The 18,328-nt window shown below is 28.7% G+C and carries 20 protein-coding genes and 1 pseudogene; 9 read left to right on the top strand and 12 right to left on the bottom strand.

Features of this window, described 5'->3' with window-relative positions; genetic code table 11:
- From U9O55_00920 to U9O55_00895, 6 genes are all read left to right on the top strand, one after another.
- Positions 1–207: hypothetical protein (locus tag U9O55_00920; GenBank protein ID MEA2088387.1), on the top strand; the 207-nt coding region annotated here is incomplete at its 5' end.
- A 329-nt stretch (positions 208–536) separates the two neighbouring features.
- Positions 537–821: a hypothetical protein gene (locus tag U9O55_00915; GenBank protein ID MEA2088386.1), complete on the top strand. Its 285-nt coding sequence runs from the start codon at positions 537–539 to the stop codon at positions 819–821.
- Entirely contained in the window at positions 812–1,078 is a 267-nt protein-coding gene (locus U9O55_00910; GenBank protein MEA2088385.1) for a hypothetical protein, read from the top strand. The genes U9O55_00915 and U9O55_00910 overlap by 10 nt, the downstream gene beginning before the upstream one ends.
- Before the next feature lie 447 nt (positions 1,079–1,525).
- Complete coding sequence (locus tag U9O55_00905; GenBank protein MEA2088384.1) at positions 1,526–2,050, top strand: hypothetical protein; 525 nt, start codon at positions 1,526–1,528, stop codon at positions 2,048–2,050.
- 544 nt (positions 2,051–2,594) lie between these two features.
- The gene (locus U9O55_00900) at positions 2,595–3,116 is read left to right on the top strand and encodes a hypothetical protein (GenBank protein MEA2088383.1); all 522 of its coding nucleotides are present in this window, start codon (positions 2,595–2,597) and stop codon (positions 3,114–3,116) included.
- Between the two features lie 48 nt (positions 3,117–3,164).
- Entirely contained in the window at positions 3,165–3,557 is a 393-nt protein-coding gene (locus U9O55_00895) for a hypothetical protein (protein ID MEA2088382.1), read from the top strand.
- Between the two features lie 38 nt (positions 3,558–3,595).
- Here the strand turns inward: U9O55_00895 and U9O55_00890 are convergent, their stop codons facing one another.
- The 12 genes and pseudogenes from U9O55_00890 to U9O55_00835 all read right to left on the bottom strand — a co-directional run bounded on the left by U9O55_00890 (position 3,596) and on the right by U9O55_00835 (position 15,853).
- Positions 3,596–4,636: a hypothetical protein gene (locus U9O55_00890; GenBank protein MEA2088381.1), complete on the bottom strand. Its 1,041-nt coding sequence runs from the start codon at positions 4,634–4,636 to the stop codon at positions 3,596–3,598.
- Between the two features lie 13 nt (positions 4,637–4,649).
- On the bottom strand, positions 4,650–6,857 hold the full coding sequence (locus U9O55_00885) for a polyribonucleotide nucleotidyltransferase (protein ID MEA2088380.1): 2,208 nt from the start codon (positions 6,855–6,857) through the stop codon (positions 4,650–4,652).
- Positions 6,858–7,102: 245 nt separating this feature from the next.
- Positions 7,103–7,360: pseudogene (gene rpsO / locus U9O55_00880) on the bottom strand (30S ribosomal protein S15).
- Positions 7,361–7,439: 79 nt separating this feature from the next.
- On the bottom strand, positions 7,440–8,120 hold the full coding sequence (gene rplA, locus U9O55_00875) for a 50S ribosomal protein L1 (protein ID MEA2088379.1): 681 nt from the start codon (positions 8,118–8,120) through the stop codon (positions 7,440–7,442).
- A 10-nt stretch (positions 8,121–8,130) separates the two neighbouring features.
- A complete protein-coding gene (rplK, locus tag U9O55_00870; protein ID MEA2088378.1) occupies positions 8,131–8,553 on the bottom strand; it encodes a 50S ribosomal protein L11 in 423 nt (140 codons plus the stop codon).
- Positions 8,554–8,667: 114 nt separating this feature from the next.
- Complete coding sequence (gene nusG / locus U9O55_00865; GenBank protein MEA2088377.1) at positions 8,668–9,210, bottom strand: transcription termination/antitermination protein NusG; 543 nt, start codon at positions 9,208–9,210, stop codon at positions 8,668–8,670.
- A gap of 46 nt (positions 9,211–9,256) precedes the next feature.
- Positions 9,257–9,463 carry a preprotein translocase subunit SecE gene (gene secE / locus U9O55_00860; protein MEA2088376.1) on the bottom strand — a complete coding sequence of 69 codons (207 nt, stop codon included), beginning with the start codon at positions 9,461–9,463 and terminating at the stop codon, positions 9,257–9,259.
- A 97-nt stretch (positions 9,464–9,560) separates the two neighbouring features.
- Entirely contained in the window at positions 9,561–10,679 is a 1,119-nt protein-coding gene (locus U9O55_00855) for a YibE/F family protein (GenBank protein MEA2088375.1), read from the bottom strand.
- Positions 10,680–10,815: 136 nt separating this feature from the next.
- Positions 10,816–10,992 (bottom strand): 50S ribosomal protein L28, encoded by a 177-nt coding sequence (gene rpmB, locus U9O55_00850; GenBank protein MEA2088374.1) that lies wholly within the window; start codon positions 10,990–10,992, stop codon positions 10,816–10,818.
- Positions 10,993–11,108: 116 nt separating this feature from the next.
- A complete protein-coding gene (locus U9O55_00845; protein MEA2088373.1) occupies positions 11,109–12,140 on the bottom strand; it encodes a beta-galactosidase in 1,032 nt (343 codons plus the stop codon).
- A 128-nt stretch (positions 12,141–12,268) separates the two neighbouring features.
- On the bottom strand, positions 12,269–13,222 hold the full coding sequence (locus tag U9O55_00840) for an EamA family transporter (protein MEA2088372.1): 954 nt from the start codon (positions 13,220–13,222) through the stop codon (positions 12,269–12,271).
- Between the two features lie 15 nt (positions 13,223–13,237).
- Positions 13,238–15,853, bottom strand: a complete 2,616-nt coding sequence (locus U9O55_00835; GenBank protein MEA2088371.1) for a chromosome segregation SMC family protein — start codon at positions 15,851–15,853, stop codon at positions 13,238–13,240.
- A 356-nt stretch (positions 15,854–16,209) separates the two neighbouring features.
- On the opposite strand from U9O55_00835, the gene U9O55_00830 reads away from it, so the two are divergent.
- The 3 genes from U9O55_00830 to U9O55_00820 all read left to right on the top strand — a co-directional run.
- Positions 16,210–17,175, top strand: coding sequence for a calcium/sodium antiporter (locus U9O55_00830; protein ID MEA2088370.1), 966 nt, complete (start codon positions 16,210–16,212; stop codon positions 17,173–17,175).
- A 27-nt stretch (positions 17,176–17,202) separates the two neighbouring features.
- The gene (locus tag U9O55_00825) at positions 17,203–17,526 is read left to right on the top strand and encodes a hypothetical protein (protein MEA2088369.1); all 324 of its coding nucleotides are present in this window, start codon (positions 17,203–17,205) and stop codon (positions 17,524–17,526) included.
- A 16-nt stretch (positions 17,527–17,542) separates the two neighbouring features.
- The coding region (locus U9O55_00820) for a hypothetical protein (GenBank protein MEA2088368.1) at positions 17,543–18,328 on the top strand (786 nt) is incomplete at its 3' end.

The raw sequence follows: 18,328 nt of genomic DNA, 5'->3' as shown, positions 1-18,328 counted from the left end.
CCGATTATTTTAAACGACCAAAGAATAAAAAAAATATTGAAGCTAAAAGCTGTTTTTTATGAAGAACATAAAAAAATAAAAATAAACAATAAAACAGCTCCGGAATATTTTACTGAGTTTTATAATAAAAGTAAAAATTTTGAGCAATTTTTAGATAAAAGCTACAAAGCCATTAAAAAAAATAAAAAACTATTTAATTGCAAATAAGGTATTTTGGGCTCCGGTTATTCACCCGTTTAATTCCCCTATTCCCTTTGCCCTAAACAAAAAAACAAAATCTGATTATTTTTTAGAGTGATTTCTCTGCGAGAAATCAAAAGGAAAAAATGTACATCGCATAACAGCTGCTTATGCGAAATGCCCATCCCAAAACTTCGCTTCGCTCGTTTTGGTCTGATCACTTCGCATTAAGCGCGCATATTATATGAAATAAATTATCAGGAAATTAAGGAAATACTGGAAATTTTCTGTTGATTTATCTCTCAAAATGCCCTAAACTATAATTAATAGTGCAGGGCATTTATTTTACAAAAAATATGAAAATTAAAATAATTTACGACAAAAATCAAATAAAAAAGAAATTGAATTTTATTGAAGAGTGCATTCCTCATTTTGAAAGAAATAAAATGTTTTTTTATTTTCCTTTTGACAACACGTCAAAAAAAGACAGCCTGATAATTGATGAACAAATAAAAAAAGATGAGGAAAAATTCAAAATTAAATCCACAAAAGAAAAAATTGTGAAAGCGTGGAAAGAAAAAGAATCAGCCGTTCTCAATTTTCTTGAAAAATATAATAAAAAGAATATTGTTTGGATATAAAGAAAGAGTATAAATGCTTTTTAACATTTTATGGGTGCTACGGTTATTATGACTATCCCGACAAAATTTTTGTAAACATAGACGCAAAAGTTGATTTTATTCTGGAAACAATCATTCATGAATTGATTCATTTGTTTGTTTATGAAAAATCACAAAAAATGAAATATCAAGAAATTGAAAATTTGGTTGATTTAATTATTATCAAATCTGGACTGAAAAATATTTTTACAAAATATGAAAAACAAATAATAAATTAATTTTCACAATACTATTTCCGTGAAAGATAGAAAAAATATTCGACCAAGACAGGAAAAACCAAGCTAAACAATTCGTCATCTAAAACGACTTCCGTGCTCATAAACAATTCATGGGATTGATTTTTAGCTTTGCAAAGTTGTCTTTGCTAAAATTGGTAAGACCATCGTAAAAGATACATTATATTAATCAACTTTGCAATAATACCATTTTTTTGTATGATTTCACTTCCTTTTATTGAAGTTAGTTATTGGTAATGAAAAATAAACTTAAAACAATTTTTAGATAAGAGTTGCAAAGTAATTAAAAGAAATCAAAAAATATTTAATTGCAAATAATGTGTTTTGGTCAAAAGAACTTCCGATATACGCATATGTTATATGAAATTGAAAACTGGCTAGAATAGAAAAAGAAAAATTTATAATACTTTATTTACTATTTTTAATATTATGATCGAATTAGAAAAAACTTATTTAGCAAAAAAACTTCCTGAAAATTTGAAAAGTTGCAAATTCAAAGAGATTATTGATGTGTATATTCCTAAATCTAGTGAGCATCCAAAATTAAGACTTAGAAAAAATGGTAATAAATTCGAATTAACAAAAAAAGAGCCTGTTAATGACGGAGACGCTTCATATCAAGAAGAGCAAACAATAATTCTCACTGAAACTGAATTTAATGCTTTAAATCAACAACTTGAAGGAAAGAGGGTTAGTAAAATAAGATATTTTTATGATTATAAAGGTAGAACTGCAGAATTCGATGTTTTTAAAGATGATTTAGCAGGTCTTGTAGTTGTTGATTTTGAATTTGCAACTTTAGAAGAAAATAATAATTTTAAGATGCCTGATTTTTGTTTAGTGGATATAACTCAGGAAGTTTTTATTGCAGGTGGAATGATTTGTGATAAAATCTACAAAGATATTGAAGATAATCTAAAGAAGTTCCAATATAGTAAGTTATTTCTCGAATAAATTTTTCTTTGAATTAATAATGACACCAGTTTTCAACTCAGGGGGGCGCTGCACTTCGGCTTCGTTTCACTACGCCGACCCTCGCCTGACAAGGGATAAAAGGAAAATTGCTCGGCTCGTAATTTTTTCAAATTTTTCTCCGCCTTCGGCTCCTAAAAACTTCAGATATTTGGATATGTTATACGCAATTCAAAAAATATTCTTCTAATATGAATAATGACGATAGGCTTTTAAAGGAGGAATACCTGCCTGTCGGCAGACAGGAATTTGATTTTTTCTAAAACAAAAGAGGGGGATAATAATGTGTTTTCTTCCGCTTCGCTTCAGAAAAAGATCTATTTGAGACTGTCGGATAAGTGGCAAAATCGAAACATTTCAACCAATACAAGCAAATAAAACGCTATGCTGCGTTATTCTGAATCTAGTAAATAAGTTGAAATCCCTCGAAATGTTGGCTTTTTGGCAATCTCTTATTTATTAAAATTTGAAAGAAGAACAAAATTTATATAATGGTAACATTTATATTAATAAAGATGTAAAGATTATGAGACAACAAAAATATTTTGAAAACTATCCATGCTGGATAATGATTATTTCTAATCTTGTGTCAATTGCAATTTATTTCGCAGGCGCGTTTATTATTTATCAAGTAGGTATTATTTGGCTGTTATTTTATGTATTATATATTTTGGGATTAGAAATTCGTTTAATGAAAAGAAGTTGCGTAAATTGTTATTATTACGGAAAATTCTGTGGTTTTGGCAAAGGAAAAATAAGTTTTTTGTTTTTCAAAAAAGGAGATTCGCAAAAATTTATCAAAAACAAAATTACCTTGAAAGATATGCTCCCGGATTTTTTTGTTTCAATAATCCTATTGCTTACGGGAGCAGTATTATTGATATTGAATTTTAATTGGTTGATTTTATTATTGATAGTAACATTAATAATTCTTACTTCTGCTGGAAATAGTTTTATTAGGGGCTCTTTGGCATGCAAATTTTGTGAACAAAGAAAAATTGGCTGTCCTGCCGAACAATTATTTAATAAAAAGAATAAAAGTTATTGACTTTTAAAAAATATTATTTAGAATATAAGTAAAAACAAAGGGGAATAAATGAAAAAACCAAAAGTGCTGATATTTGACAATGAAAAAATAACTTTTTTATTAACAAAATATCTGCTAGGAGGCAAAATAGATTTAACTCTCGTTCACACAACAAGTCAGGCAACAAATTTTTTAAGATTAAATGGAATAGAAAATATAGAGCTTATAGTTATAAGCTGTTCAAACGGCTCTATGGATTTAATAAAGCATGTTCACAAAAAAGATAAACATAAATTTCTTGTCTTGTCAGATTTTGACGACGAGCCTATAAAGCATAAAAATAATTTTCTTTCTTGGTCAGATTTTAATTGCCAAAAAAGAGAATTTGTGAGAGCGGGCGGCAAATTAAAATCCACAAGAAAACACTTGTCGCAAAAAATTATTGAAATTTTAAACCTTTAAAACAGTTTAGATGTTTCTTATCTAAACTGTTTTTTATGTTATTTAAAAATCAAAAGTGTTTCATTTGTTATCTTATCTTTTGTGATAATTACCGCGCTATAATTCTCAATTTTATTGTGAAAAATTTCTTTAACTATTTGAAATTTTTTAAAAATTTTCGTTGGGATAATAATTATATGCGAGCCATCATTTTTAAATAAAGAAGGAAAATCGCTTTTTATTTTTTCTAAAGAATTGGAAAAAATAAAAAAATCATTTCTAATATAATAAGCTATATTAAAATTATTCTCTTTTGCTTGCAAATATCTTATTTTTTCCCCATTAACACTTTTAGTTTTAAAAACAAACTGATCTTTATCAATAATAAGCTCTTTGGCAACTGTCTTATCAGGCAAAATCATTTTTTTTTGTTTTGGATTTAAGATTCCCAAAATATATCTTACGCTGTCTTCAAAATTTTCTAGTTTAACCTGTTTATTCTTTAAATTATTTAATTTGATTTTGCCAAAATAAATAATATTATTTTTATTTTTAAAATCAATTATTATTTCAGAATTTCCGTCCAATACTGATAAAAATTTGCTTGTCTGCTCCTGGCTAAAATTGTTAGTTAGATTTTCATTATTAAAAATGGAAATAAGCTGTTGTTCTGTCGCGTCTTGATATTCTAATAAAAAATTTTTTAAATTTATATTTTTGATTATTATAGTATCATCTTGCAAATCGCAATTTTTCAAATAACGGCTTTCAAAATAATTAAAAAACGGTTTGTAAAAAAAATATTTTAAATTATAAGCTAAATTTTTAGATGTTTTATTTTTTATTCTTAGCGTTAAATAACCGTTCCTGTAAAAAAATTCGCCTTTTAAATCGCCTGCATTGTTTTTCAACAAATAATTTTTTACTATTTGATTTTTATTTAAGCTGTCTAAATTAGCTTTTTTATCTTTTTGAAAATTAAACCCAAAAATCGCCCAGATTAAAACAATAAAAATCAAAATCAAAAAACCTCTTGAAATTTTTTTAACAAGAGGTTTTTTGATTATATTTGTGATAATTTTTAAGAAATTAAATAACATAATTTAAGCAACATTATCGCCTTGGTTTTTTGTTAAAAAAATTTCGTTTTGGTCCTCTGTTATTAAAATCTTTTTTTACAAACGGCTTTTCTTCAATATGATCAGGTTTTGGCTGAGTATCTTTATATGACAAATTTATTCTTCCAACACTGTCAATCTCAATAACTTTTACAGGGATAACGTCTCCCATTTTTACCACATCTTCAACTTTGTTTGTATGCCCATAAGACAACTCGGAAATATGAACCAATCCTTCCTGTCCCGGAAGCACTTCAACAAAAGCTCCAAAATCCATAATACGCATTACTGTTCCTTTATAAAGCTCTCCTGCTTTAACTTCATGAGTTAAATCTTTGACCCATTGAACAGCCTTATCCATAGACTCGTTGTCAACAGAAGAAATAAACACAGTGCCGTCGTCTTCTATGTCAATACTTGCTCCTGTTTCATCAATAATTTTATTGATCATTTTTCCTCCTGGTCCGATAACAGTTCTGATTTTGTCAGGATTAATTTTTAAAGAAATGACTCGCGGAGCGTATTTTGACAAATCTTTTCTTGGCTCTTTAATCGTATTTTTAATAACATCTAAAATTTTTAATCTGGCTTTTAGCGCTTTTTGCAATGCCTCTTTTGTAATTTCTGAATTTATCCCAAGAGTTTTTGTGTCTAATTGAATAGCTGTAATTCCATCACAGGTTCCAGCAACTTTAAAATCCATTCCGCCTTCTCCGTCTTCTAAATCTTGTATATCTGTTAAAACTTTCCATTCGCTCATATCTTTATTAGATGATATTCCAATAGCAATTCCAGCAACAGGTTTTTTAATAGGAACTCCAGCGTCCATTAGCGAAAGAGTTGAACCGCAAACAGCGCCCATAGAACTTGAACCATTTGATGATAAAACTTCGCTCACAATTCTAATAGTATAAGGAAAATCATCCTTGCTTGGCAAGACAGGAAATAGGGCTTTTTCAGCCAAAGCTCCGTGTCCGATGTCACGACGGCCAGGCCCTCGCATAAATCCTGTTTCTCCAACGGAAAATGGAGGGAAATTATAATGATGCATAAAATGTTTTGTCCCGTTTTCTTCCATGCCATCTAAAAGCTGTTCAGCGCTTGGAGGTCCTAACGTCACAACTGACAAAACTTGCGTTTCTCCGCGATTAAACAATCCTGATCCGTGGGTTCGCGGAAGAATCGCGACATCTGAAGATAATTTTCTAACTTCATCTATATTTCTGCCGTCAACTCTTTGCTCATTTTTTATTATTGCTTCACTCACGGCTGAATCAACATATTCATTCATTTTTTTAATTGCTATTTTAGCGTCATCTTCTTCTATATTATTAGATATTAAATGTTGTAATAAATTTTCTTTTAATAAGTCTAATTTTTCTTTTCTTTCTACTTTAGTTTTTAAGCTTTTATCAAACAAATGTTTTTCTAAATTTTCGTTTAAAAATTTTTCAATCAAAGGTAAAGCTGAGTTTTCTTGTTCTTCTTCTATTGCGATTTTTTCCTGTTCAGGCAATTTTTTAGCAATCTTTTCTATAAACTCAATTAAAGGAGTTATCTGTTTTTTGGCAAATTCCATTGCTTCAAACATAATATCTTCTTTTACTTCTTTCGCGCCTGCTTCAATCATAATTATTTTTTTGTCTGTTCCTGCAACAATCAAATCCAAATCGCTTTTTTCTAACTCTTCATAAGTCGGATTAACAATGAATTTTTCATCAATCCTGCCAATTCGCACTCCGCCAATCGGTCCTTTCCAATTAATAGGAGAGATATGCAAAGCAAAAGAAGCAGCGATTAAAGCAATTACTCCCGGGATATTTTCTTGGTCAACCGACAAAATGCTTAAAATTACTTGAATTTCATTGCGGTCTTTATCATTAAATAATGGTCTGATAGCGCGATCAACCATTCTGCCGTTTAAGACTGCTTCGTCTGTGGGTCTTCCTTCCCGTTTAATAAATCTAGATCCTTTAATTTTTCCAGCCGCGTATAATTTTTCCTCATAATCAACCATTAGCGGAAAATAATTTATTCCCTCTCTTTTTTCTTTTGACCTTACTACTGTTGCCAAAACAACTGTTTCGCCGTATTGGACTCTTAACGAGCAAGTAGTTTGATTGGCTAAACGCCCCTTTTCAACAGATAATGTTCTGCCTCCCCATTCCATTGAAAAAGAATGGATGTTTTTTTGTTCTTTCATACAAATGTTGCTAAGCATTTAACCAACAGGCAGTAATTTATGAATAAATTCATAAACTATAAGTCTGTTAGTTAAACGCGTTTAATTAATTACACAAAAAATTTATTAAAAATCTTGAGCTAAAATTTAGCTCAAGATTTTATTTATATTTTTTCTTTATTTTCTTCCTTATTTTGTTTTTTTTCTTCATTCACTTTGTTCAAATTAGCGATATCTTCCAATTCTTCTTTTAAAGATTTAGCTATTTTCAATTTTAAAATTTGAGCAATTTTGTATAAACTGTCTATATCTTCTTTACGTAAATATTTAATCAATTTTTTTCTTTGGCATATTTTTTTAAATAAACCTCTTCTTGAAGAATAGTCATGAATATGCTTTTTTAAATGACTGCTTAATTCGTCTATTTCATGGCTTAAAATAGCTATCTGCACTTCTGTTGATCCTGTGTCGTTTTTGTGAAGTTGAAACTTCTTAATAATTTTTTGTTTTGTTTCGTTGTCCATAATTGTAAACTAATTATTCAGTAAATTTTTTTTTAAAAATTTTAATTTACCGAATAACCGTAATTAAATTATTTATATTTTATTTATATTCAATTTTTATGCTTGGCCCCATTGTTGAACAAAGAAAAATATTCTTAATATAAATTCCTTTGGCAGTTGTTGGCTTTACTTTATTCAGTATTTTCAAAAATATTTCGTAATTTTCAAGAATTTTTTTATTGTCTAAAGAAATTTTGCCAATCATTTGGTGGATATTGCCTGTATCATCATTTTTGAAAACAACTTTTCCTTGTTTAAATTCTTTAATTGTTTTAGGTAAGTCAGTAGTTATTGTTCCATTTTTCGGCGACGGCATTAAACCTTTCGGACCTAAAATTTTCGCAATAGAAGATAGAAGCTTCATCGTGTTAGGAGTCGCTATTGCTATATCAAAATCAATTTTTTTTGTTTGTTTAATTTTTTGAATTAATTCCTCGCTTCCAACAATGTCCGCTCCTGCTGTTTTTGCTTCTTTTTGTTTTTCATCTTCAGCAAAAACCGCTATCTTTTTTTGTTTAGATACGGAATTTGGCAAAATTATTGTTCCACGGACTTGCTGGTCTCCTTTTTTTGGATCAATTCCCAAACGAATATGAATCTCTATTGAAGCGTCAAATTTAGTTTTAGAAATTTTTTTCACTAATTCAATAGCGTCTTCTATCAAATAAATTTTTGTTTTATCAAACTCTAATTTAATTTTTTCTTTTTTTTCTCTTTTCATAATTTTTTAGTTAATCTATTATTTCCACGCCCATTTGTTTTGCCGTGCCTTCTATAATTTTCATTGCCGCTTCAACAGAATTCGCGTTTAAGTCCGGCATTTTGATTTTAGCGATTTCTTCAAGCTGAACTTTAGTGATTTTGCCTATTTTACTAGTTAAAGGATTGCCAGATCCTTTTTTAATATTCGCTGCTTTTTTAATTAATTCAGCGGCTGGAGAAGTTTTTAAAATAAAATCATAGCTTCTATCTTCATAAACAGAAATTTCGCAGGGAATAATTTCTCCATTTTTGCTTTTTGTCGCATCATTAAATCTCTGGCAAAATTCAGCTATATTTAAGCCATGCTGTCCTAGGGCAGGGCCAATAGGAGGCGCTGGATTTGCTTGTCCTCCTGGGATTTGTAATTTTATTGTTGTTTTAATTTTTTTCATAAATTAGCTTCGTTAGCTTCGTTAGCTTCGTTAGCTTCGTTAGCTTCTATTTTAAAATCATAAAAAATTTTGATTCTAATAAGCTAATAAAGCTATAAGCTAATGAGGCTAAATTTATATTTTTTTAGCTTGTAGTGAATCTAATTCTACAGGAGTTTCACGTCCGAACATAGACACCAACACTTTAATTTTTCCGCGTTCTTCATCAATGTTTGAAACCTTGCCTTCAGAATTTTTAAACGGACCATCAATTATTTTCACATGATCATCAATATTAAAATCAATTTTAAATTTAGGCTCTTCAACCCCCATTCTTTTTTGCAAATCTTTTATTTCTTTTTGCGAAACAGGGACAGGCGTTGTTCCTGAGCCAATAAAACCCGTAACATTCGGAGTGTTTCTAACAACATACCATGATTCATCTGTAACAACCATCTCAACTAAAATATATCCTGGAAAAATTTTTTCAGTCACGACTTTTCTCCTGCCATTTTTAATTTTTATCTTTTTTTCTGTCGGAATTAAAATATTAAAAATTTTGTCATCCATTCCCATTGATTCAATTCGCTGTTTTAAATTGCTTTTTACATTTTCTTCATATCCAGAATAAGTATGTATTACATACCACAATTTTCCTTGTGAAATTTGTTTAGACATATTTAGTTAATATCCCAGCCAGAGACTATCCAGCCTTTGGTTGAAATTACGAATTAAAAATAGTTATTATTTTTTCTATTCCAAAAGAAAACATAAAATCTAAAAATCCTAAAAAAGCAGCTATAACTAAGCTGATTAAAATAACCGCCATTGTTAATCTAACTGTTTCTGGACGAGTCGGCCAAGTGACTTTCTTCATTTCAACATAAGAGCCGTATATATATTTTACTAATTTATTATTCGCAATTCCCATATTTTTTGTTTTAAAAAAGACCCTTCAGGTCTAATTAAATTTATTTTTATTGTAATTTTATATTAACACAGATTTAAAATAATGCAAGGGTTATAGATTATTTATTTTTGCTTTCCAAATATCCGGCGATTATTGCTGTTAAAGGAACAGCTAAAATCAGACCAATACTACCAGCAATAGATCTAACTATTTCTTCCGCCACAAAATTAAAATTCAAAAAATTCAAATAAGACTCTCCATATTGCGTAAAAAGTAAAACTAAAAATAAAGAAGATCCAACATAAGCAAAAATCAAAGTGTTAGACATAGTGCCCATAATATCTTTTCCAACCGCAAGCCCTGCTTTAATCAATCTTGTTTTTTTAATCTGTGGATTTGCTTTTTTAACTTCGGCAATTGTTGAAGAAATTGACATAGCAACATCCATTACAGCTCCTAATGCTCCAATAATAATTCCCGCGAATAAAAGCCCTTTAAAATCAAGACTTGAAAATTGGGAAAACATAGTTATGGCATTTTCATCTGACAAACCGTTAAGATGCGCGAAATTTCCAAAAATAATTGCCAACAAAGCGGCTGACGCGACTCCGCCTATCGTTCCTAAAATAGCGGAAATTGTTTTTTTACGAAAACCGCTTATCAATGTTAAAGTTACTATCGCGATTATGGCTGACACGATAAGAGATAAAAGTATTGGGTTATCTCCGTTTAAAGCTCTTGGAATAAACAGCTTAAAAATTAAAAAAATTGAAACAGCCAAGCTAAGAATTGCCTTTAATCCCTGTTTTCCGCCAATGATTAAAAGAACTAAAAAAAATAAAAGGATAAGAAAAATCATGCTTGGCAAAACATAAAATCCTTGAACTTGCGTCGTATATGCTCCATTCTGAAGTTCTTCTATATAAATTAAAATTTTATCTCCTTTTTTGATGTTTAAATCCAAAGGATTATTAGAAATGCTATTTTTTATTTCTTGCTCGTCATTTTTATATTTTCCGCTTAAAATTTTTATTTTAAGTTTTTGAAAGCTAACTATTTCCTTGCCTCCGTGGTTATTTTTTTTGTCAATTTCTTCTATAATATCTTCAACACTTAAAACCATTGCTTTTTCATAAGAATGTGAAACAACAATATTATCATTGTTTTCTTGCGCGAAAACAGCAGAACAATTAAATATTATCGCGAAAAATAAAAATATTTTTAAAATTTTATTCATAAAAATATATAATCCGAATATTATAAACTATTATCCTAATACCTCAAACACGAATTATAATTCGTATTATTTTATTTTAGGAGTATTCCTGCCTGCCGGCAGGCGGATACAATTTATAGATTCGGATTATATTTATTTATTTTGATTTTTTGGCAATAGTTCTTAAACAGCTTGTGCAGACTTTTACTTTTTTTCCATTAATTTTTTTATTTTGAAGATTAGCATGCTGTTTTCTTTTTGTCGCGACCATTGAATGGCTTCTTTTATTTGCTGTTAAAGATTTTTTATTACAAATTTCACATCTTCTAGACATAGAATTTTACTCTTAGTTTTTAGTTTTTAGCTTTATTAGCTTTTAGATTAAAACTAAAAATTTTTAATTAAAATTATAAGTGGATGTTAGCATGCTTTTTGGTTTTTGACAAGGGTTTAGTGATTTTTTAAAACATTTTGAGCTTCTATCCAAAAAGAATCATCATTGTTTTGCTTCAGCCAATACCACCATTCAGCGCCCCAAATATAAATTTCATTTAATCCGCTTCTGCGCGCGTAGATTAAAATATTTTTAAATTTTTCTATATCCATTGATCTAAATTGTTTTTCGATCGGTATTGTGTTAAGCGGAGCATTAGCCCATGCCTCTCCTTGCAATTCAGTAATAATCACTTTGCGTAAATTTTTGTGAAAAAATTGATTTATTTTTGCTTTATAATAATAAAACGTTGGCGGGAAAGGATAAGTTAAAAACCTCCAATATTTATTCCAAACAGTTTTGTACATACTTGTTCCTAAAATATCAGCTTTTTTTGACAATGTTCTCCAACTGCTTAATTCTCCGCTGTCAGTTAAAATAATTGGCCTTTTAGTCAAAGATTTTACCAAGGCAATTTCTTTGTCTAAAAATTTCTTGTCTCCTTTTGGGCATTCGCCAAATAAATCAAGCAGGGGTTCGTTTTCCAGTTGCCAGTAAATTATATTATTATATTTTTTAAAATGATTTATTTCTTCTTTTAACAATTTTAAAATTAATTTCTGCTGTTTTTTTTCTGAAAAATTTTTTGCCCAAATCGGCGTATGGCATTCAGGCCATCTTGGAGTGCGTCTTCCAATTGCTAAAATTACTTTTATATTTTTTTTTTCTGCTTGTTTTATCTGCCAATCAAGATAAGAAAAATCGTATTTGCCTTGTTTTTTTTCTATCAGATCCCAGTGCGCTGAGATTCTTAAACGTTCTGGACTTAATTCATTGATTATCGCAAGATATGTTTTTCTCCAATCAAGCCCTAAATCAGTCGCGTATTTTTGTGAAAAATTTAAACCATAAATTGGCGTTTTGCCTTTTGACATATCGCGCGGCCAAAATAAAAATAGAATTGTTAAAATTATTAACAAAGCTATCATAAATGAAAAAAAAGCGATTTTTTTGATTTTAGAATTTAACCTTTTTTTTAGTTTGTTCAAAAATATCATAAAATTTTTTTAAATGTCATTCCCAACTTGATTGGGAATCCAATACTAAATATTTCTGGATTCCCGTTTTTACGGGAATGACAATAAAAAATAAAAATTAATACATTTTGTAATTTGAATTAAACAATTAGAAAAAACAGCCCTCCGCAGATTAAAAGAATAGCGCAAATTTTTTGCGCTAAAACAAAGGGCGTTATTTTTTCTTTTAAAATAAAAGGGAATTTTTTGCTTAAAATCAAAATTATTAAAAACAAAAAAACATATTGCAAGCCTTGTAAGGCATGAGTTAATGTAACACTGTTTATTGAAAAAGCGTAATTTATTAGAAAGAAGCTTAAGCCACCGCATATTTGCCCAAAAAGAAAAACCATTCCTGTTTTTTTTCTGTCTTTTTTCTTTGGTGGAAAAATTTTTCGCAGATTAATTTTAGGAAGAAGCAATAGAGATCCTAAGACAACTCCAAATCGCGTCCAAACAAAACCATTAAGAAAGTCTGTTGAATTATAAATATATTTGGTAAGAGTATAAGACATTGCAAAAAGAATCGCGGAAATTGTTGCTATTCCTAAAATTTTCATTTTGGATCTAGTAATATTTTTTTTAATTTTTTTTTGAATATATTTAGGAATTAAACAATAAAACAGATTTTTTTTGTCTTGAAACTGCCAAGAGATTAAAATTCCTCCGCTTATGATAAAAATAAAAGCAATTACCTGTTTTAATGTTAGTTGTTCTCCTAAAAAAAACCATGCGAGAATAAAAATAAAAACAGGATTTAAGCTTCCAATATATGGTGCGACGCGACTTACTTCATCCTGCTTCACGGCCTTATACATAAAAAATATTGCCATTATAAAACTGACGCCTGCTAATAAACTAATTATAATTTGAAAAAGATCAATCCATTTTAAACAAAAAGGAGCTAAAATAAAAATAATAGCGACATTTGAAATTCCAACATTAAAAGCAAATACTGCCGGACGAGAAATAAATTTTGTAAGAATAAATTTGTCTGTTGTCATTGCTATTGCGTTTAGCAAATAGCCAATAACAACAATAAAAAGCCAATACATAAATTTTAATTAAATTTATTTTGTTGCTGTTTCTTGCGCGTCTTCTAAATTCAAGCTTAAAATTTTAGACACTCCTTTTTCTTGCATTGTTATTCCATAAAGGATTCTTGCCGATTCCATTGTCGTTCTATTGTGAGTGATAGCGATGAATTGTGTTTTATGCGATAAATTCTTAATAATTTTCGCGAAACGAACTGAGTTGGCTTCATCAAGAGACGCGTCAACTTCGTCTAAAATTACAAAAGGCGAAGGATTAATTGATATAATCGCGCAAATTAAAGCGATTGAAGTTAAAGATTTTTCTCCGCCTGAAAAAATATTAATGTCTTTTAATTTTTTGCCGACAGGCGCCACCTGAATCTCAATGTCAATTTCGTTTTGTTCTTTTTTGTCATCATCTGTCTTAATAGTTTCGCCTTTTTCATCAAGTTCATCTTCTTTATTTTTTTGAATAATGTTTTTTACTAATTTTGCTTCCCCTCCATTAAATAAAATTTTAAAATATTTATTAAAATTTTTGTTTATCTCAATAAAAGATTTGTCAAATCTATTTTTTATAATTTTGTCTAAATCAACAACAACTTTTTCCAATCGCTTACTTGCTTCTTCTAAATCATTTATTTGATTGAAAATAAAATCGCGTCGTTCTTTTGTTTCCTCATATTCTTTTGCTGTTTCAGGGTCAATTCCGCCAATTAATTCCAATTGCGATTTTAATCTGCTGATTTTTTCTATATCTATATTTTCATCAGCCAAATTTTTATCTAAACAATCAATGCTTTTTAATTCCCTGTTTATTTCTGTTTCTAAATTTTCTTTTTGTGTTTCTAATTTCGCAGACTCAATCATTAAACCATTAATAATATTTCTGCTCTGATTTATTTCTGCTTGCTGTTCTTGAATTTTGTCTTGCAAAAAAAACGCGCTGTCTCTTTTTTCCTGCTCTTTTTTATTAAAATTATCAAGTTCTTTTTTAACAAATAATATTTTTTTGTCAATTTCTTTAATTTTAATATTAATTTTTTGTTCGCGCGTTTCATAAGATTTTAATGCTGTTTTCGCGTCGCTTGGCTTGCTATTTTCAATTTCGTTTTCTACTTTTTTTAAATTTTCAACTATTTCAAGCAAACGAGATTGTAAAATTTTCTTTTTTTCATTATTAACATTCTTTTTTATTTCCAAACTGTTTATATTCGCGAAAATGTCATTTTTTTGATCTATCAAATCGTTTTTAATATTTGTTAATTCAAAAATTTCTTTTTTTATTGATTCATTCTCCTCAACTTTGTTTTCTTTAACTAATTCGTCCAAGTCTTGCTTTATTGCTTTTGCTTTTTGCTTTATTGCTTTTATGTCTTTTATTTCTTTTGCTGTTTCAATCTGCTTAATTAATTCTTGCTGGCAAATTATAATTTTCTTAATTACCTCCTTATCTGTTTTATTTATTTTTTTAGCTTTATTGTCTTCCAACAGTTGTTCTATTTTTTCGCTTGTTTCTCGCAATAGCCTACTAATCTTATTTTTTTTATCTTCATATTCTTTTACGCTTTTTTCAATTTTTTTATTTTCTTCACAGCAATATTTTAAATCATTTTCTATTTTATTTCTTTGCGTTAATAATTCATCTTTATTTTTCGCAAGCCAAACCAAATTAAGTTTTCCAATTTTTTTATATTCCACGTCTATTTCGCCTTTTAAAAGAGCTAAATCTCTTAACATTATATTCTTTTTATCAACATAAAAATCAAATTCTTGTTTTAATTTGTCAAATTTAAAATCTAAACTATTTTCTCGCGATAATAAAGCGAATTTTTTTTGCAAATCTAAAAGTTGATTGCCGAACTTCGCGTCTATTAACTTTTTTTCTCTTATTTGATTATTAATTTTTTCTATTTTTTCTTGGTTGTGAAAAAAAATATTGCTGTAATATTTTATTTGCGAATTTCTTAATTCTTGTTTTATGATTTTTCGTTGTTCTAACTTTTTAGCCTGGCGCGACAATAATTTTAAGCGCGGTTCAAGTTCTGTCAAAATAATTTTGATTTTAGACAAATTATTTCTTGCTTTTTCCAAGTCATTTATTGTTTGGCGTTTTTTAATTTGGTACTGTTTAATCCCAACAGCTTCGTCGAAAAATTCTTTTCTTTCTTTAAAGCCAGCGCGTAAAATTTGATCAATCATTCCCTGCCCAATAATGCTAAAACTTTTTTGCCCAAAATTAGCTTTTGCCAAAAGCATAATAATATCGTTTAATTTAGCGTTAGATTTGTTTATCAAATACGCGCTTTCTCCATTGCGATAAAGCCTTCTTGTGAGCGCAAGTTCTGAATATTCAATAGGAATTGTTTTATCTTTGTTGTCTATAAATAACGAAACTTCCGCCATGCCAAGCCTGCTTCGTTCGTTTGATCCGTGGAAAATAACATCCTGAGATTTTTTTCCGCGCAAAAGTTTTGTGCTTTGCTCGCCCAATGTCCATCTTATAGCATCAACAATATTTGATTTGCCTGCGCCATTAGGACCTACAATCGCTGTAATTCCTTTATCGTTTTTTTGCGGTTCTGGAAATTCCAAAACAGCTTTGTTTGCAAAAGATTTAAATCCTTTTATTTCTATTCTTTTTAAATGCATAAATTTAGTTGAAATTCGGAAATCTATAAAATCAAAGTCTATTTTATTTTTGACTTTTCTAACTTTAAACTTTTAACTAATCATAACAAATTATTGACAATATGGCAATTATGAACCATTATTGCCGTTATTTTTAAATAAATTAAATTTTTTATACATTGACCGTATTTTTTGTTTATTGTATAATTTAAAATATATGAATTTATATTGGCTAAATTAAATGTCGTTCCTCCCAATATTTATCTGGAGGAATCCAGTTGTTTATCGCGTGAAATATGGATTCCGTCGAAGCTTACCCCGTACTTCTGATACGAGTGGGTGACAAAAGAGAGTTTCATAATTCTTAATTCTAAATTATGTTTTTATTTTGGTTTTTTGTATTGATTATTAGTTTGTTTGTTTTAGTAAAGTCTGCTGAATATTTTGTTAATGCGGCTGAAAAAATTGGTCTGATTTTAGGCGTGTCTCCATTTTTTATTGGAATGACAGTTGTTGCTTTAGGAACTTCCTTGCCAGAACTTTTTACTTCAATTATCGCTGTCCTAAATAATTCAAGCGAAATTGTTCTTGGAAATGTGGTTGGATCTAACATCGCTAATATTTTATTGATTGTCGGGATCACAGCCATAACAGTTAAAAAAATAAAAGTTGATTATGATATTATAAATTTAGATTTGCCTTTGTTTGCGGCTTCTACTGCTGGACTTATAGCAATGGTGGCGTGGGATAAGGAAATTAATATTTTTGAAGGAATTATCGCGATTTCTTTTTTTGCTATTTATTTTTTCTATTTGTATAAAAGCCGGCACGACACTATTGGCGAAGAAATAAAAAAGAAATTAGATGAAACAAAAGAAAAATTAATTCCTAAAAAAATAAATCCTACTTTAATTTTAATTTTGATCGCAAGCGCTTTATTTCTTTTTTTAGGCGCTAAATTTACTGTTTCTTCTGTTTTAGAATTATCAGCTTTGATAGGAATTACAACTTCCGCGATAGCTTTATCAGCCGTTGCTATTGGAACTTCATTGCCTGAGTTAGCGGTAACTATCCGCGCTGTTAAAAATGGAAATGGGGATTTGGCAATTGGCAATATTTTTGGGTCAAATCTATTCAATGGATCTTTAGTTGTTGGGCTATCATCTCTTTTAGGTCCGCTTAAGGCAACAAATGATATTTTGTATATTGCGATTCCATTTTTAGCCGTTGCTACAATTCTTTATGTTTTTTCTGGAATTTCACGCAAAATACATAATTACGAAGGCGCGATGTTTCTTTTAATTTATGTTTTATTTTTAGCAAAATTATTTAACATATTTTAGCTTAAATTAATTATTTTAAATAAATATATGCAACAAGATTATTTGGAACAATTTATCAGCCAGTTAATGGAGTCTGCTGGTTTGAATAATTTAAACGAGGAATTTAAAAATTCTTATAAGGAACGGCTGATGGCCCAAATTCAAGAAAGACTAGGATTAATTTTAATGAACGAGCTTGACGAGCAGGGGTTGGAAAATTATAAAAACTTCATTCAAATAAACAATAAACCGTCTCCAACGCAAATTCAAAAATTTTTTTCTGAACATATTAACGATTTTGAAGGAAAATGCAAGAAAGCGTTGGAAGATTTTGCAATTGAATTTCTACAAAGCATAAAAGACAAAAAATAATTTTTAGTTTAATTTTATGAACGAAAAAATACCACAAATAATTAAAAAAAATGTTGAAGCAGAACAAGAAACAAATAAAAAAGCCGAACAAATAAAACATCACTCAGAAATTATTTTGGATGAGTTTATAGAAAATATAGACGAAGCTCTTCCGGATAATAATCATCCAGAAGATCTAGAAATAGTTAAAGAAGCTCAAATGCTTGCAGATGATATTGATAATAATTATGGAGATATAGAAAAAATGGAAGAATCAAAAAAAGAATTGTCAAAACTTCTTTATTATTTAACCAATAAAGAAATAACAACAAATATTGCTGACAGAATAGATAATTTTAAATCTGAGTTTGAAAAGGATGAAATTTCTAAAAAAAAAGAAAAAGAAGAAAATAAAAAAGAAGCTAACAATTCTTTAGAAAATGAATATAAAAAAAACATAAATCACATAATTTCTGAAATTCAAAATTTAATTTTTGAATTAAAACAAGAAAATTTAATAGATGAAATAGAGGAAAAAAAATACAAAAAAGAATTAAACAACATAAAAAAGATAAAAACAGAAAAACAAGCAAACTGTATAAAAAAGTTGAATAAGTTAAAAGATATAAAAGACAATTTGATTTTTACAAAACAAAAAATTGAAGAAAAAGAAGAAATGAATAAAATAAATAAATTAGATAAATCATTAGATGTTCAAGATAAAGTTAAGAGATTACCAGTTTATATGGAAATGGAAAAATTATATGAAGAAATAAAAAAAAATATTTTTACCTTAGAGCAAAATAAAAAAGAAGAATATTAT

The organism is Patescibacteria group bacterium (genome assembly GCA_034660655.1).
GTDB lineage: Bacteria > Patescibacteriota > Patescibacteriia > JAACEG01 > JAACEG01 > JAACEG01.
The sequence above is the reverse complement of the archived record's forward strand: the minus strand, read 5'-3'. Positions and strand labels throughout refer to the sequence as shown.